Raw genomic sequence first — 15727 nt, forward strand, 5'->3', positions numbered from 1 at the left:
AAAAGGGCGGCCACCGCACCGAGGCCGAGCCAGTACGGCCATCCCAGCCGGAGCCCGAGGCCCAGGCCGATCAAGAGGGCAAGCATCCCCAGATGGTTCAGGCGGGCCAACCGGAGCGCCATCGGCACCCCGAAGCGGGCCGGGACGCTGTGGAGCCCCTCCCGGCGGTCGAAGTCCACATCCTGGCAGGCGTAAATCAGATCGAACCCGGCGATCCATAAGGTGACGGCGGCGACCAGGATCCAGGCCGGCAGATCCTCCGGCTTCCAGAAAGAGCCGCGGAGGGCGATCCAGGCGCCCATGGGGGCCAGGCCATCCGTGAACCCCAGGATCCAGTGGCTGAGCCAGGTGAAACGCTTGGTGTAATGATAGCCGATCAGAAACACCAGGGCGCCGGGAAGCAGCGCCACGCACAGCGGGTTCAGCGCCCAGGCGGCGATCACCAGCACAACCCCTGAAATCCCCACCGCCAGCTTCATGGCTCCCGGCCGAAGCAAGCCGCGAGGCAACGGCCGATTCGCCGTGCGGGGATTCCGCGCATCGTACTCCCGATCCGCCAAGCGGTTCATGCTCATCGCCAGGGTGCGGGCCGCCGCCATCGCCACCGTGATCCAGAAGACCTGCTCCCAGCGCGGCCAGCCCCTCGCCGCCAGCAGCATGCCGATGTAGGCGAAGGGCAACGCAAAAACCGTGTGCTCGAATTTGATCGCCTCCAGGAAGATCCTCAACCCCCGCCACATCCGATGGATCCCTCCGCAAGGTCTACGTTGTTGCGCCGTGGTGATACAGGCGCTGATGCTGCGTCGATTGAAATCGCCCGTTTCAGGCCTTCGGCCAACGGTCGGCCTACGCCGACCGGGATCTTCCGCGCCCGCGGAGGCAAACGTAGGGCACGCAGCGCTCCAGGAGGCCGATTTCCAATCGGCGTAAAGGACATCTGCTGCTACCCACGAAGGAATCCGGCCCCGCCCCTGCACCTCCTTGTCGCCTATGGTTCGGAGCCATCCTCCCAGCGGTCCAGAACGGCCACGAGCTCGCTCAACGAGCGAATCGTGGCGTCCGGTCGAACATGGCTTGAGGGCGGTGGGGGGCCGCCGGACATCGCCGCCCAGATCCCGCGCATCCCGGCCAGATGGGCGCCCTGGATATCCGCCTCCAGCAGATCCCCAACGACCGCGATCGCCTGCGGGGGAAGCGCCCATGCCTCCGCAATCCTTAAGAAGAGGGAGGGATGCGGCTTCCGCCATCCGACGGCGGCGGAGATCACGATGGGATCGAAGTAACGGCGTAGGCCGAACCGATCGATCAGCCGCCAGGAGTGATCCGCATCGCCCGAATTGGTGAGCAGGGCCAGCCGGCAGCCCCGGCGCTGAAGCGCCTCCAGCGTCGAGAAGGTATCCGGGAAAGGCTGCCAGCGGGCCTCTTGCGGGGCGAGGAAAGCCCGCACCACCTCCCGAACAACTTCCTTAGATAACCCGGGGTGGCCCATCTCATCGAGGGCGAGCGCGAAGGTCTCCACCAGCGGATATTCCCGCCAATCCTCCTGCCAGCGCCCATACCGGCGGGCCATCCAGCGCTCCACCGTGTCCACGAAGGCCGTCTCTTCGATCCGTATGCCATGCCGGCGTAACACCCCAAGCGCCGCGGCGAACATTTCCTGACGTAATTCCTCCGGATTCGCCGGAAGCTCGATCAGAGTATGACCGAGATCGAAGATGCAGCCACGGATCCTCATTGATAATCCCTCGCTGAAGCATGAGGTTCAGGTCAAATGGTCCCACCGCCTTCGGCGCCTTTTTCCCTTAGGGGGAAAGGGGAACGCTCCCTCCCACCGCCTCTCAGTTCGCCCCGGAGCGGTGAATGGGAATCGGACCGGCGGATCGCAACCGGGCCCAAAGCTGGGCCTTCAGCGCCTCCAGCCGCTCCCGATAAGCGGGGGAGCGCACCCCCTCAACGGTCATCAGCAGGGCATCCTCATTGTTATCCCGATAATAGCGCGGCCGGCGGCCCGTGATCTCCAGTCCGAACTTCCGATAGAGGTTCTGGGCCACGAAATTGGAGGCCCGGACCTCCAAGGTGATCAGGTTGGCGCCCAGGGCGATGGCTTCCTCGACCAGGGCCAGAAACATCAGCTCCCCCAGGCCGCGGCCCCGCCATGGGGCATCGATGGCGATGGTGCTGACATGGGCCTCATCCGGCACCAGCCAGAAGCCCCCGTAACCCAGGATCGGCAACCGTTGTGGAGGAAGAGCGGGCACCGCCGCGCGGACCTCACGGGGCCGTAGGACCAAATAATGGGCATTCGGGTTCCGCAGAATCTCCTGCTCGTACGCGCGTATCGGCCATGGCATGGAAAACGCGCGCCGCTCGATCTCCATCACCTCCGTGATATCTTCCCACCGCATCGGGTCGATTTGGAAAGGCACCGACTCCGGGATCTTCAGGGCAGGCATTTTCACCTCACGTGTTTCAGGCTCGGCCCCCGAAGGAGCAGACGAGGGAGGCCCTGCCCTCCAGGCCCTCGGCTGGCCCTACTTATTTACCCCTCGGGGACGCTGGGGGTGCGCAGATAGGTCGGGCGCAGCAGGGCCGGGTCCGGCCGTTCTCCCGCCTGATATCGGGCCCAGGCCAGCCGGGCCGCTCCCATCGCCCGGGATGGTCCATCCCGGGGGACCAGCCAGGCCGCGACGGGAGGTCGCGCCAGCACCTCATGATCCCGCGCGGTCCATTCCCCGACCAGCCAAACCCCAGGGGTCCAGGAAGCAACTAGCGCCTCCGCGGTCGTCAGCACAGGTTCTCCCCCCGGCACCCATCGCTCCGCCCACCGGTACCGGCGCAACGCCAACCGTCCCCTCCCTGCCGGAAGGATCACATCCAGAGTTTCCATCCAAGGGGGGAGATCCGCCAGCATGGCTTCCTCTGTCCCGATCCCGAACAACGGGCGGTCCAGCGCCATCGCCAACCCCTTGGCCGCCGCGATCCCGGCCCGCAGCCCGGTGAACGAGCCCGGCCCGCTCACCACCGCCACGGCGACCAGATCCTCCGGGGTCAGATGAGCCTTCGCCATCACATCCTGGCAGCGCTGGATCAGGTCCGCCGTGTGCCGGTCCGCCGTCCGCCAGTAGGCCACGGCTACCCACTCCGCCCCATCGGAGAGCGCCAGCGCCAGCCCCAAGGTCGCGGTATCCAACGCTAGTAGATAGCCCCGGTTCTTCTTCAACTCGAAATCCCCCCACCCGGCCTCGCGGCTGAAGGATAACTTCCTGGGCGCTCGTTTCCCCACGGATACGGGTTTTACCGCGGGAGCAGGTTCATTCTACGCCCTCCAACGCTCGAAGCGCCTCCAGACGCTCGAAGGGGAAATCCCCTACCGCTTCGATCCGGATGCAACGCACGGTCTCCCCGGCGGGGAGGATCGTCACCCGAAGATAGGGCTCGAGGAGCAACCCGGCCGCCCGCTCCGGCCACTCGATGGCGATGATCGCGGACTCTTCAAACAGATCCCATAAGCCTAGGGACCACACCGCGTCCGGGTCTTCCAGCCGGTAAAGATCGACGTGATAAAACTTCCCTCCCTCGGGCAGCGGATACGCCTGGATCAGAATGAACGACGGGCTTTGAACCGGTTCGGTGACCCCCAGGCCCTCCGCCAAACCCTGGATGAACCGAGTCTTCCCGGCCCCCAAGGGGCCCTGAACGGCTACAATGTCGCCGGGCTGAAGCCGGCGCCCTAAAGCGGCCCCCATCCGCCGCGTCATCGCTTCGTTCGTGGACACCCGCTCCAGAACCCGCACCGCGGCCATTCAGCCCCCTCCGGCTATGGGGAGGGCACCCACAAGGGGTGCCCTTACCTCAGGATGCGAATGCCTTTTGGAGAGGCGCCCCCCAATCGGAACGGCCCCACCCGTTCACCTGCGCCGGCGAAGCCACCAGAGAGCTCCCCCCACAAGGCCGGCGAACCCAACAATCCCCCCCGCCCACCAGGGCAGATCCTGTGGGCTGAACGCATGGCGGATCCTTCCGAGCACCCCCTCCTCCCGTGGAACCGCTCGGCCAAGGGGGATCCGCTGGGCGGCTTCCGGATCAAAGGGTTGATCGTCCGCCGGGATCCCATGTTGTTGGAGCAGGAAGGCGGTAACCGCCCGGTAGTCCTCTTCCGCCAGACTCCCCGGCGCGTGGAATGGCATGCGGGCGCGGATGTAAGCGTAGAGATCCGCCGCCGTCGCGAACCGCCGAAGGGTGTTCGGCCCGATCAACGCCGGGACAACGCGCGGAAGCGTGAAGCCGTTTTCAGGATAAGGCTGGGGTCCGTGGCAATTCGCTTTCCAGCAATTTTGATGGGTCGGCGGCCAGGTCGCCCGCCATTCATCGGTCAGCCCCTGCCCCCGGTCCCCGTGACAGGTGGAACATCGGCGGGCGAAGACGGCCGCCCCGCGCTCCGCTTCTTTCTCCTGGTAGGCACGGGCGGGACCAACGGGAACCCAGAAGGCCAACCCCAGCATCCCCAGGGCTACCCCCCACCACGCTACGGGAAGCAGCCTGGCCCGGCGGATCCCCCACCGATGCATGGAGAAAGCCTGCGCGCCCATCTTCAACCTCCGCGATCGGGCGGGAAGACCGCCTTCGGCGGCCACCCCATCCCTCAAACCTAGAGTGGGATCCTTTTTCACGCCTTCGGCTCGATTTCCATCGGCGGGAGGTCGCCCATCGCTTCGATCGCCCGGCGAAGCTCGTTCACCAGACGCCGAATGGGGTGCGCAGCGAATTGGTCCGCGTAGCTGAGCGCCGCTGTCTCCGGATCGACCGTTGGGCCGTAGATCTCCCGGAGATAATACAGGTGATCCATGATCCACAGATAGAGATCGGCCTCGGTCCGCCCTGGGAAATCCTCCAACAGCCGGTGCTCGCGGACGGTTTCCACCACCGGCAGATAAACCGTGTCATACCAGTGGGCCACCGCCTCGTCCTCGGGAATCTCACGGCCCTGTTCGAGGCCCATGAAATAACGATGCACCGCGATATGCTCCAGCAGGCGGTGATACCCCCCAGCGATGGTGAAGCGGATGTCCGCCTCCGGGCGGAGGAGATCCAGGTGGGTTCGTTCCAAGAATTCCTCATATTCGTGGAGGATCTCCAGATCCTCCGCCCGGAGATCCGGCCCGACCGGCACGCGGCACCGCACCTCGATGACCTCCGCCTCGATCTCCGTCCAGCCCAGCGCCCGAGCCGCAGAGATCCGGTGGTGGCCGTCCAGGACGAAGTAGGCTTCCCCCACCTGATAGAGCCGAACGGGCGGGAGGCTGGCCTCCTGAAAGAGGATCGTGCCGACCGCGACCCAACGGTCGGCCATATGGGAGCGGATGGGCAGGAAGGCCCGGTCGAAGTCCTGGTAGCGGTTGACGCTGCCGACGATGTGATCCAGCGGAACCCGCCGGAGGCCTCGATAGACCGAGCCCCGCAGGCTCAGTTTCTCTTTCACCTCATCGAAGGCCAGCAGCCGGTTCGGACGCCCGGTCAGGCGGGCGATGAGGCTCCGGAGCATCGCCTGAAGGCGTGCCCGTCGATACCGGGCAACGACCTCGGCGGCGGCCGGTTCGGGGCCATGCGGAGTCTCCCACATCTTTCACCTCGATTTCCAGCACATAATAGGGAAATACGTTGATCACCAAGGTCGGGCCGATCGGAGTGATCGGACGGGGCCCGTAAAAGTGCAGATGTCCGTGCAGAAAATAGCGGGGACGGAAGCGTTGAATCAGCCACCGGAAAGCGGAGAAACCCCGATGGGCCAGGTCCGCCCCATCGCCGATGGCGCGGGGCGGCGCATGGGCGATGAAGAGATCCACCGCCCGCCCGTAGCGACGCCGGTTCCAAAGCAAAAGCGGAACCATGCGAAAGACCCGGAGCCACATCTCCTCCTCGGAGTATTGATAACGGCCCTCCGGGTGATAGCGTCGGGAACCCTCCAGCCCGCCCAACAGCAAGCCCTGCTCCCACATCACTTTCCCATCGAGGTTCTGGCCGCCCTCCGGCGCATAGCGCACCCGTCCATCGGCAAGGAGCTCCGGCCCGTCGTGATTTCCATGCACGTAGAAGAGCGGCGCGTTGAACAGCTCCATCAGGAACTCTAAATATCCATATGGTAGATCCCCGCACGAAAGGATCAGATGGATCGGGGAGAGCCATTCCCGAGCCTGCGGCGTGTACAACGCCTCCATCGCTTGATCGGAGACCGCCAGGATGCGGAGCCGGCGCCCCTCGCTCATGGCCATTCCCGTTGATAGTTTCGGGACAATTTCGCCATCACAGCCTCGCCCAGATCGATATCGTGCAGGCGGGCCAGCTGCAGCAGATAGAGCATCACATCCGCCAGCTCCTCGGCCAGCGCCTCCCGGTCCGCGACCTCCTTCCACTGGAAGAGCTCCAGCACCTCCGCCGCCTCCAGCACCAGCGAGATCGCCAGGTTGCGAGGGGTCTGGGGCCGGGGCGAATCCGGCCGATACCAGCCTTTCGCGGTGACGAATTGTTCCATCGCCTGTTCGAGTGCGCGCAAGTCCATCGCCCCTCCTCGCGAAGACACGCATCTCAAGATCCCACTCCTCCCTAGCCTCTCGTGCATCCTCCGCATTCGTTTTGGGGATGTGGTGGAGGGAGCGAATGCCCCCCCTCTCCTTCCTCTCCCTTCCCTGCGGCCCTTGGGGCTGCGGGGAGGGGAGAGAAAAAATCGTTCGGCTGGGCCGATGGCCAAGAACGGGCGCTCAAGCGCCTTACTCCAAACGGCCCCCGAAAACCCCAAAGTTAAAAACGGACAAAGCACTCATTAGGGATTTAGAGGACAAGCGCCAGAGCGCGACGATCACGCATAAAGTCTATTCTCCAGCGCCTTAGTTGTAAAATCAAAAACTGAGCACAGGAACCGAATCCGTGGGACCTGAGGCCGCGCGATGGAGTTCAAAGATTACTACGCGATTCTAGGGGTTCGTCCGGACGCCACCGAGGAGGAGATCAAGCGGGCTTATCGGAAGCTAGCCCGGCAATACCACCCCGACGTGAACCCGGGGGACAAAGCGGCGGAGGAGAAGTTCAAGGAGATCAACGAGGCGTATGAAGTGCTCTCCGATCCGGAGAAGCGCCGCAAATACGATGAGCTCCGCCGCCAGTATGAGGCCTGGCGCCGGGCCGGCTACGACCCCCGCCAGTTCGATTGGTCCCCATGGGTCCAGCCCGGTCGGGTGCGGGTGGAGGTCGGGGACTTGGAGGATCTGCTCTCCGGGTTCTCGGACTTCTTCGAGATGCTGTTCGGCGGGATGCCCCGGCGCAGCCGCGGATGGACAGCCACCCGGGTTCGGGGCCGGGATATCGAGCAGCCCGTGACCCTCACGCTGGAGGAGGCCTTCCAAGGGACCACCCGGATCGTCCGCACCCGGGATGGACGACGTCTGGAGGTCCGGATCCCGCCAGGGGTGCGAACCGGCTCCCGGGTCCGGGTTCCGGGGGCTGGGGAGCCAGGTTATGGCGCCCCCCCGGGGGATCTATACCTGGTCGTGGAGGTCGCTCCTCATCCCCGCTTTGAACAGCGAGACCAGGATCTTTACGCCTCGTTGACCATTGATCTCTACACGGCCGTTCTCGGAGGCGAGGTTCCCTTCCGCCATCTGGACGGCCGGACCCTGATGGTGCATATTCCACCGGAGACGCAAAACGGCACGTTGATCCGCCTGCGGGGGGAAGGCATGCCTTCCCCCCACCATCCGGGCGAACGGGGGGATCTTTACCTCCGGGTCTTGGTGGAATTGCCCCGGAACCTGACCCCCCGGGAGCGCGAGCTGTTTGCGGAACTGGCCCGCCTGCGCCGGAGCCGGTAGCCGGTAATGCCGGCGAACGCGAACCTCCGGCGATGTGGTCGGGAGGGCGACTTTCAACCAGGCCTGAAAACCTCCGCGGAGCGATCAGCCATGGGCTTGCGAATTCGACACGGGATGTGGGTTCTCGCCGGGCTGCTCCTGGTGTTCAGCGGATGCCGGCCTCTCCCTTTTCGGGAGCTGATCTTCGTCACCCCGACGCCCCCTCCCGGCGGAGCGGCGGTGGTCCCTGCTGGACCCCCTCCCACCCCTCCGCCGATCCCTTCCGGGCTGGATGAAGAGGAGCAACGCCTGGTCGCCATCTACCAAAAGGTGTTGCCCTCCGTGGTGAACATCGACGTGGAAGGGGCGGAGGCCTCCATCTTTGGGAGCGGCTCTGGGTTCATCTACGACACGCAGGGACATATCGTGACCAACAATCACGTTGTGGAACAGGCCCAGGAGATCTGGGTGACGTTCTACGACGGCACGGTGGTGAAGGCCCAGGTCGTCGGGAGGGATATCTACAGCGATCTGGCGGTGATCCGCGTCGAGGCGCCCGCCCAGCTGCTGCGCCCTGCGGAGCTGGGGGACTCGGACACCCTCCGGGTGGGCCAGAAGGTGGTGGCCATCGGCAACCCCTTCGGGCTGCGGGGGACGATGACCCTGGGGATCATCAGCGCCCTCGGCCGGGCGCTGGAGACGCCGACCCGCTTCCAGATCCCGGACGTGATCCAGACCGACGCGGCCATCAACCCGGGCAACTCCGGCGGGCCGCTGGTGGACCTGCAGGGGCGGGTGATCGGGGTGAACTCGGCCATCCGCACCGATCCCAACGTCGGGACAGCCAACATCGGCATCGGGTTCGCGATCCCCGTGAACACGGTCAAACGCGTGGTCCCCCAACTGATTCAAAACGGCCGGGCCCGCTACCCCTACCTGGGGATCACCTCCACCGGCGCGATCTCCCTCGCCGAGCTCCGGGCGCGGGGGTATGATGTCCCCACCGCCCGCGGCGTCTTGATCCAGGAGGTCGTCCCCGATGGGCCGGCCGCCCGGGCCGGCCTGCGGGGCGGCAGCCGCGAGGTCCTGGTTCGGGGGGTTACGGTCTTGCTGGGCGGGGACATCATCACCGCCATCGACGGCCATCCGGTCTCCTCGTTCGATGAGCTGGTTTCCTACCTAGTCAACCGCACCGAGGTCGGGCAGACCGTGACCTTAACGATCCTACGGGATGGACAGGAAAGGCAGGTCCAGGTGACCCTGGAGGAGCGGCCCGCACAATGATGAGGCACGCCGGCCCGGGGGCGAATCGGGGGGCGCGTGAGCGCCGGAGTGGGGTGTTACCGTTGTGACCGTTCCGCTCAACCTTTGAGATTCTAAGACGAGGAGTTCAGGGGATGCGACGCACCTTGTGGTTGGTCCTGGTCGGGCTGCTGCTGGTCGTCGGGGGTTGCGCGGCGGCGACGGCCGGCGCGCTTCTATGGGCTCGGGCGGCGCTGACGCAGCCCACGGGCGGAGCGTGGCTTCCGCCCTCCGCCCCTCCCACTCCGTCCCCCACCCCGACGCCCATCCCGGCGGGGGCCCTCTCTGAAGCCCGGGCCTTGGAGGCCGCCTTCATCTCGGTGTACCAGCGGGTCAGCCCATCGGTGGTCCACATCACCACCCGGGCCACCGCCTTCGATCTGTTCCGAGGCCCGATCTACCAGGAGGGCACCGGGTCGGGGTTCGTGTGGGATTCGGAAGGCCACATCGTCACCAACAACCATGTGGTGGAGGGCGCCGATCAGATCGAGGTGATCCTCGCCGACGGCGCCACATACTCCGCCGTCCTGGTGGGGGCGGACGCTTACAACGACCTGGCCGTGCTCCGGATCCGGGCGCCCCGGGAGAAGCTGATGCCGGTGACCCTGGGGGACTCCTCGCGGCTGCAGGTCGGGCAATGGGCGATCGCCATCGGCAACCCCTTCGGCCTGGATCGCACCATGACGGTGGGGGTCATCAGCGCGCTGGGCCGCACCCTGGAGCTCTCCGACCGCCCTCTGGGCGAGGTGATCCAGACCGACGCGGCCATCAACCCGGGCAACTCCGGCGGGCCGTTGCTGGACCTGGAGGGGCGAGTGATCGGGATCAACACGGCGATCCGCTCCCCCAGCGGCGGCTCGATCGGGATCGGGTTCGCCATTCCAGTGAACACCATCAAGCGGGTGGTCCCGGAGCTGATCGCGCGCGGGCGTTACCCGCACCCCTGGTTAGGGGCCTCGTTCTTCGAGATCACGCCGGCCTTCGCCGAAGCCTTCCGCCTGCCGGTGGACCACGGCCTGCTGACCGTGCAGGTGGTGCCCGGCAGCCCGGCCGATCAAGCCGGGCTGCGCGGGGCGACCCAGCGGGTGCGCACCCGCTTCGGCGATGTGTACCTGGGCGGGGACATCATCACCGCGATCGACGATCGCCCCATGCGGCGGGTGGACGACCTGGTGATCTATCTGGAGAACTACAAGCGCGTGGGGGATACCGTGACCCTCTCCATCGTGCGCGACGGCCGCCCGCAAACGCTGACGGTCCGGCTGGGGGAACGCCCCGTCAGGTAAACGCGGGGGCCATTCGTTTTCATCGCATCGCACCAAAGCGCCGGTTCGCTCCTTTGCCCATCGCAGGAGCCGGGAGGTGAGGCGGATGATGGAGGCTCGAGCTTTCCCGGTCGAGGTGGTCGATGAGGATGAGCCGCGCTATCGGATCGGGGTGGTGGCGGCGATGGTGCAGCTGCACCCCCAGACCATCCGCTATTACGAGGCCATCGGCCTGATCTCCCCCCGGCGGGTCCGGGGGAGGATCCGGTTGTACTCGGAGCGGGATGTGGAGCGGTTGCGTCAGATCGTGGAGCTGACACGGCTGGGCGTCAACCTGGCCGGCGTGGAGATCATCCTCCGCCTGCGGGAGCAAATCGCCGCCCTCCAGGCGGAAATTGAACGGCTCCGCGCGCTCCACGGCGTGGAGCCACCCACACCCTATGACTGAAGCCACGATGAGCGATGGGAGGTTTGAATGACCTTGCGCATTGTGAGCGACAACCGACCGGTGGAACTGGACGCGCCGCTCGCTGAAAACCTCGTCAAAGAAGAGGTCCGCCGTTACGAGAACGGGCCTTATCGGGCCCTCACCCTCTACCTTTGGTTCCAGACCCGGGAGCGGCGCGCGATCATTCGCTTGACCGACCGCCTGCGACGGGCCGTGCAGGAAAGCGGGGTCCGCGAGGGCTTCGCCCTGGTCAGCGCCATGCACATCACGGCAGCGGTTTACGTGAACGATCACGAAGAGGGGATCATGCAGGATATGATGGAGCTGCTGGACCGTCTGGCGCCCTTTCGTGCGGATTACCGCCACCACCGCACCGGCGAGGACAACGCGGACGCCCATCTCAAGAGCCTGCTTCTCCATCACGAAGTGATCGTCCCGATCACCAACGGCGATCTGGATCTGGGCCCGTGGCAGGAGGTCTTTTACGCGGAGTTCGACGGCCAGCGCCGCAAACGGGTCTTGGTGAAGATCGTCGGGATCACGTAACATGCTCGGCTGTCCTTCAGGCCGGATCACCTTCAACCATCCCACGCACAAGGATCGGGAACGATGCACCTGGGCGTATGTCTGCCGAATTACGGACGGGCTTCGTCGCCTGAGGCGATCCGCGAGGTAGCCCAGGCCGCAGAAGCTTTGGGGTTCGATTCCATCTGGACCACGGATCACATCCTGGTGCCGGAGGCGCATTACGAGCCCTACGGCCGCATCTTCGAGACCTGGACCACCCTGGCCTACGTGGCCGCGCTGACCCAGCGCATTCGGCTGGGGACCTCGATCCTGCTCCTCGGGCTGCGCAACCCGGTGCTGGTCGCCAAGCAGGCGGCCACCCTGGACCAACTATCGAACGGCCGCCTGATCCTGGGCATCGGCGCCGGATGGCTGGCCCGGGAGTTCGAGAACCTGGGGGCCTCCTTCCAACGCCGCATTCGGTTTCTGGAGGAAGGCATCGCTCTAATGCGCACCCTGTGGGCCAACCCCCGTCCGCGCTTCCAAGGCCGCTTCTTTCGGATCGAGGACGCGGTGTTCGAGCCGCTCCCCGCACAACCCGGCGGCCCGCCGATTTGGATTGGGGGGAACACGGAGGCCGCGGTGCGGCGGGCGGCCCGCCTGGGGGACGCCTGGCATCCGGTGGGCCTGGACCCGGAGACGCTCCGCCAGCGCGTGGCGCAGCTTCGGGAATGGGCGCATGGGCGCCTGATCCCGGTCGTCTGCCGGATGTACATCGCCCTGGATTCCCAGCTTCCCCCGGTGTACACTTCACCGACCGGCGAGCGGCGGATGCGCTTGACCGGCTCCGCGGAGCAGATCCTGCAGGGGCTGCACGCGCTGCGGGACGCGGGGGCGGATGGGGTGATCCTCACCTTCGAGGCGCCCTCCGCCGAAGCCCAGATCGCTCAGATGCAGCGCTTCATGGCGCTCCGGCCCCATCTCCCGTAAAGGCATGGGCGTCTAAAAACGGTGGAGGCACGATTCCAAAGGAGGAGCGCGATGCTGGGACATCCGCTCGGAGAAGGGCTTTGGTTGCGCCTGCTGGAGCGCCACCACGCGGAATCTTTGTTCGCCCTGACCGATCGCAACCGGGATCATTTGCGCCCGTGGTTGCCCTGGGTCGATCGGGTGAGGGACGTCGTCGACAGCCTGGCCTTCATCGAGGAAGGGCTGATGCGGTTCGCCCGGGGGAGCGGTTATGAGCTGGGGATCTGGCGGGAGGGGGCGCTCATCGGGGTGATCGGCGTCCACGGGATCGATCGCGCGAACGCGTCCACATCCATCGGCTACTGGCTCGATGCGGGGCACCAGGGCCGCGGGATCATGACCCGCGCGGTCACGGCGGTGCTCGACGATTTGTTCCTCGACCGCGGGCTGCACCGGGTGGAGATCCGCGTCGCCCCGGAGAACCATCGGAGCCGGGCCATCCCCGAACGCCTCGGCTTCCGGATGGAGGGCGTTCTGAGGGAGGCCGAGCGCCACAGCGACCGCTGGGGGGATCTGGTCGTTTACGCCATCCTGGATCGGGAATGGAAGGCCGCCCGCCGTGCAATCAGGTAGGGGCGCCCCTTGTGGGCGCCCTGACGGGCAGGCCTTGGGCCTGCCCCTACAGGCGGCATTCGCATCCTTTGTAGGGGCACCCCTTGGGGGTGCCATGTGGAGGTTAGGAGGACAGACCGTGGAAACCCATGAACATTCCTGGCTTCCCATTCCGATTACCGTGAGCCTCATCACCCTGGGATGGGTGATGGTCCGGCTCATCCCTCCGGACGGTCCGGAGATCGCTTTTCAGGTCCTGGGCTCTCCGCTGGGGTTTCGACTGACCCCGACCGTTTGGATCGGCCTTTTCAGCGCGGCCCTGGCCGCCACCGGGACGGAATCGCTCCTTCAATCCCATCCACGTTTCCGGGAGGAAGCGCCCTGGCGCCAGATCGGCCGCCTGATCACCCCGATGTGGGTGGCGGTGGGCGGGTTGATGTTCACTTTGCAGCTCCCCCCCAGCCCGATCTGGTTGATCGGCTTGGGGCTGGCCGGATTGGCGCTGACCCTGGCCATGCTGGGCGAACGCTACCGCCTGGAGACCACAGGGGTTTCGAAGTTGGTGACTCCCCTCATGACCCAGGCCTTGATCTATCTGGTCACCCTCGCAGCGATCGTATGGATCCTCCAAAGCGGGTTCCGGACGCTGCTTCTCATGCTCATCAGCGGGGTCCTGGCGGCCGGCCTCGCCCTGGCCCGCTTGGTCGAAGCCGAGATCCCGGAGCGCCGGCGGTGGCTGTACGCTGCCCTGATCGGGTGGAGCATGGCGACGGTGGCGGCGGCCTTCCGCTACTGGCCCCTTTCACCGGTCACGCTGGGGTTGTGGTGGATGATCCTGGCCTATGAGCTGGCGGAAATGAGCCTCTGGTTCCTTCAGGGGCGCCCCCTCTCCCCCCGCGTGGCGGTGGAGTTCGGAAGCCTCGGGCTGCTCGTCGCCTTGCTCGCCCGCTGGGTGGCGGGGTGAAAGGGGCCCGGCGGATCTCCCCTCCAAACGAACAACAGGGGCCGCTTTCGGTGGCCCCTGTTGCCTCAAATTACGGAAAGCCGAACGCGGTTAGGTGGACTGAAGCGCGCAACGGAGGATCAAGTACTTCGCGTGGGACCAGAGGAGGGGCTTGGCCACCGGCCCCCAACGCGCCTCCCATTCGCCGTAGCGCTCGGGGGCGAGGAGGTGCCCGGACACCTGTTCGGGCAAATGGCCCTCCGCATCGGCCTGGGCCTCCACCCAATCCAGGAGCTCCCGCGCCCGCTGGATCTCGGCGACCTCCATATAATACCAGCCCAGCCATGCGGCCAACAACACCCACTCCCCCCCACCGTAATAGGTATCCGCCCGGTAACGATGGACCCCGCCCCCCGGGCAGCGCAGCTCCCGCTCGATGGAGGCCACCGTGGCCCGCATGAGGGGATCCTCCGGGGGGAGCAGACGATAGGGCGTGGCCACCCCCACGAGGCTGGCATCGATCCGGTAGGCGGGGTCGGGGGCGGGTGGGATGTATTTGACCAGGCGCCCTTCTTGGACCCCGTGGGTCAACACGAAGCGACGCACCTGCTCCGCCACCTCTATGAGGGCGTGGCCCTCGGCTCCCAGCAAGGTCCCCGCGGCGCGCAGGCCGGCGTAGATCGCCGCCAGGGTATACGGATGCTGATAGTGCGGGTGCTCCTCCCACAAGTCGTAACAGGGCCGGGCCCAGAGAGCGCTCAGGTAGCGGGCGGCCAGCGCCACGGCTGCCTGCCCGTCCGGTGTCAGCGAGACCCCGGTGCGCTGAACGTGCTCACTCAGCGCCCACAGCCAGGTTCCGAAGCCGTCCAGCTGGAAATCGGGCCATCCCTCGGGCCCCTCTTCCCCCTCCAAGGTGTAACGGGTGTGGAGGTAATCCTGGCCCAGCGGTTCGCTGCGGGCCGCCTTCTCGATCGCCCGCTCAGCTTTGCGGGCGTGGCGCAGGATCGTGCGAATGGCCCAGTCGTGGAAGCTCCGCGCGCTCCCATGCTGGCCCGCCAGGTCCATGGCGTAGGCGATGAAGGCGCCGTCCCGGAACCACGAATACCGGTAAACGGGGAAATGGGGGGATGCGACGTACGCCCCCGTGGGGGCTTGGTGGGCTGTGATCACGTGAACGCTGTGTTGAAAGAGATCCATCGCCAAGGTCGTCTCTCGAAATAAGCTAGTTGGGGTTTAGGGGGCACGTCGAAGCTGAAGCCCATATTCCGGTCGCAAGCGTTCAGCCTGCGAACTCGATCACGATAAGATCCCAATATTCCAGCCTGGGAACGGTGAATGCGATGTAGTTCCCTCGGGTATCCTGACCGGACTCGAATTCCAGGAGCATGGCCCGAGGGGTGGCGAAATCCGGTGAGGCCAACCAGACTCGTTTCACTTCACGCGCTGTATGGTAGCGGACGCGCAGCTCGTTTAACGGTGTGGGGGGCATCGGCGACAAACGATTCCACTCCGGGCTGGGGATATCCGACAGGTTGATCAAGCTGATGGTTTCAAAACCTCCACCCTGTCGGGTAATGATCCAAACCTTCCCGCAGGCCCGCTCGGGATCGGTGTTTACTCCCTCGATTGTCACCCTCCTGGCCTCCTCATCCGTGCTATCCTGGGTTCCCAGGGCCAGCACGTTCTCGTAACGAACGGCGAAATCGTAATAGCGGCGCAGTACCTCCCTCAGGTCCTCACTCAGGGGCTGGTGTTTAGGGAAATAGGGATCGGCCAACATGCGGTCCCTCTCGCCCAGCTCGATGTGGTAGCCGCCGCTGGCGAAGATCACCGCATCGGC

General features: G+C 65.8%; 19 protein-coding genes. 8 read left to right on the plus strand and 11 right to left on the minus strand.

What is annotated here, in order from left to right; translation table 11 throughout:
- From ACFMO5_RS06305 to ACFMO5_RS06345, 9 genes are all read right to left on the minus strand, one after another.
- On the minus strand, positions 1-740 hold a 740-nt coding region (locus ACFMO5_RS06305), incomplete at its 3' end, for a UbiA-like polyprenyltransferase (RefSeq protein WP_376791908.1).
- Between the two features lie 248 nt (positions 741-988).
- On the minus strand, positions 989-1735 hold the full coding sequence (locus ACFMO5_RS06310) for an HAD family hydrolase (RefSeq protein ID WP_376791909.1): 747 nt from the start codon (positions 1733-1735) through the stop codon (positions 989-991).
- Between the two features lie 103 nt (positions 1736-1838).
- On the minus strand, positions 1839-2453 hold the full coding sequence (gene rimI, locus ACFMO5_RS06315; protein WP_376791910.1) for a ribosomal protein S18-alanine N-acetyltransferase: 615 nt from the start codon (positions 2451-2453) through the stop codon (positions 1839-1841).
- An 86-nt stretch (positions 2454-2539) separates the two neighbouring features.
- Positions 2540-3220, minus strand: coding sequence for a tRNA (adenosine(37)-N6)-threonylcarbamoyltransferase complex dimerization subunit type 1 TsaB (tsaB, locus tag ACFMO5_RS06320; protein ID WP_376791911.1), 681 nt, complete (start codon positions 3218-3220; stop codon positions 2540-2542).
- Positions 3221-3311: 91 nt separating this feature from the next.
- Positions 3312-3803: a tRNA (adenosine(37)-N6)-threonylcarbamoyltransferase complex ATPase subunit type 1 TsaE gene (gene tsaE, locus ACFMO5_RS06325; protein ID WP_376791912.1), complete on the minus strand. Its 492-nt coding sequence runs from the start codon at positions 3801-3803 to the stop codon at positions 3312-3314.
- A 105-nt stretch (positions 3804-3908) separates the two neighbouring features.
- Positions 3909-4589, minus strand: coding sequence for a c-type cytochrome (locus tag ACFMO5_RS06330; RefSeq protein WP_376791913.1), 681 nt, complete (start codon positions 4587-4589; stop codon positions 3909-3911).
- A 77-nt stretch (positions 4590-4666) separates the two neighbouring features.
- Positions 4667-5542 carry a transcriptional regulator gene (locus ACFMO5_RS06335; protein ID WP_376791914.1) on the minus strand — a complete coding sequence of 292 codons (876 nt, stop codon included), beginning with the start codon at positions 5540-5542 and terminating at the stop codon, positions 4667-4669.
- Complete coding sequence (locus tag ACFMO5_RS06340; RefSeq protein WP_376791915.1) at positions 5481-6263, minus strand: metallophosphoesterase; 783 nt, start codon at positions 6261-6263, stop codon at positions 5481-5483. Before ACFMO5_RS06340 ends, ACFMO5_RS06335 begins: the two co-directional genes overlap by 62 nt.
- Complete coding sequence (locus ACFMO5_RS06345; RefSeq protein ID WP_376791916.1) at positions 6260-6556, minus strand: nucleotide pyrophosphohydrolase; 297 nt, start codon at positions 6554-6556, stop codon at positions 6260-6262. The genes ACFMO5_RS06340 and ACFMO5_RS06345 overlap by 4 nt, the downstream gene beginning before the upstream one ends.
- Positions 6557-6941: 385 nt before the next feature.
- On the opposite strand from ACFMO5_RS06345, the gene ACFMO5_RS06350 reads away from it, so the two are divergent.
- From ACFMO5_RS06350 to ACFMO5_RS06385, 8 genes are all read left to right on the plus strand, one after another.
- Entirely contained in the window at positions 6942-7862 is a 921-nt protein-coding gene (locus tag ACFMO5_RS06350; protein ID WP_376791917.1) for a DnaJ C-terminal domain-containing protein, read from the plus strand.
- Between the two features lie 90 nt (positions 7863-7952).
- Positions 7953-9125 (plus strand): S1C family serine protease, encoded by a 1173-nt coding sequence (locus ACFMO5_RS06355; protein WP_376791918.1) that lies wholly within the window; start codon positions 7953-7955, stop codon positions 9123-9125.
- A 113-nt stretch (positions 9126-9238) separates the two neighbouring features.
- Complete coding sequence (locus ACFMO5_RS06360; RefSeq protein WP_376791919.1) at positions 9239-10429, plus strand: S1C family serine protease; 1191 nt, start codon at positions 9239-9241, stop codon at positions 10427-10429.
- An 85-nt stretch (positions 10430-10514) separates the two neighbouring features.
- The gene (locus tag ACFMO5_RS06365; protein ID WP_376791920.1) at positions 10515-10856 is read left to right on the plus strand and encodes a MerR family transcriptional regulator; all 342 of its coding nucleotides are present in this window, start codon (positions 10515-10517) and stop codon (positions 10854-10856) included.
- A 27-nt stretch (positions 10857-10883) separates the two neighbouring features.
- Positions 10884-11402, plus strand: coding sequence for a secondary thiamine-phosphate synthase enzyme YjbQ (locus tag ACFMO5_RS06370; protein ID WP_376791921.1), 519 nt, complete (start codon positions 10884-10886; stop codon positions 11400-11402).
- Between the two features lie 63 nt (positions 11403-11465).
- The gene (locus ACFMO5_RS06375) at positions 11466-12353 is read left to right on the plus strand and encodes an LLM class F420-dependent oxidoreductase (RefSeq protein ID WP_376791922.1); all 888 of its coding nucleotides are present in this window, start codon (positions 11466-11468) and stop codon (positions 12351-12353) included.
- Positions 12354-12404: 51 nt separating this feature from the next.
- A complete protein-coding gene (locus tag ACFMO5_RS06380; protein ID WP_376791923.1) occupies positions 12405-12965 on the plus strand; it encodes a GNAT family N-acetyltransferase in 561 nt (186 codons plus the stop codon).
- A gap of 118 nt (positions 12966-13083) precedes the next feature.
- Positions 13084-13908 carry a hypothetical protein gene (locus ACFMO5_RS06385; protein ID WP_376791924.1) on the plus strand — a complete coding sequence of 275 codons (825 nt, stop codon included), beginning with the start codon at positions 13084-13086 and terminating at the stop codon, positions 13906-13908.
- 90 nt (positions 13909-13998) lie between these two features.
- On the opposite strand, the gene ACFMO5_RS06390 is transcribed toward ACFMO5_RS06385, so the two are convergent.
- Positions 13999-15084: a glycoside hydrolase family 15 protein gene (locus ACFMO5_RS06390; RefSeq protein ID WP_376791925.1), complete on the minus strand. Its 1086-nt coding sequence runs from the start codon at positions 15082-15084 to the stop codon at positions 13999-14001.
- An 82-nt stretch (positions 15085-15166) separates the two neighbouring features.
- The coding region (locus tag ACFMO5_RS06395; RefSeq protein WP_376791926.1) for a glycoside hydrolase family 66 protein at positions 15167-15727 on the minus strand (561 nt) is incomplete at its 5' end.

This window comes from Thermoflexus sp., assembly GCF_042408365.1.
Classification (GTDB): domain Bacteria; phylum Chloroflexota; class Anaerolineae; order Thermoflexales; family Thermoflexaceae; genus Thermoflexus.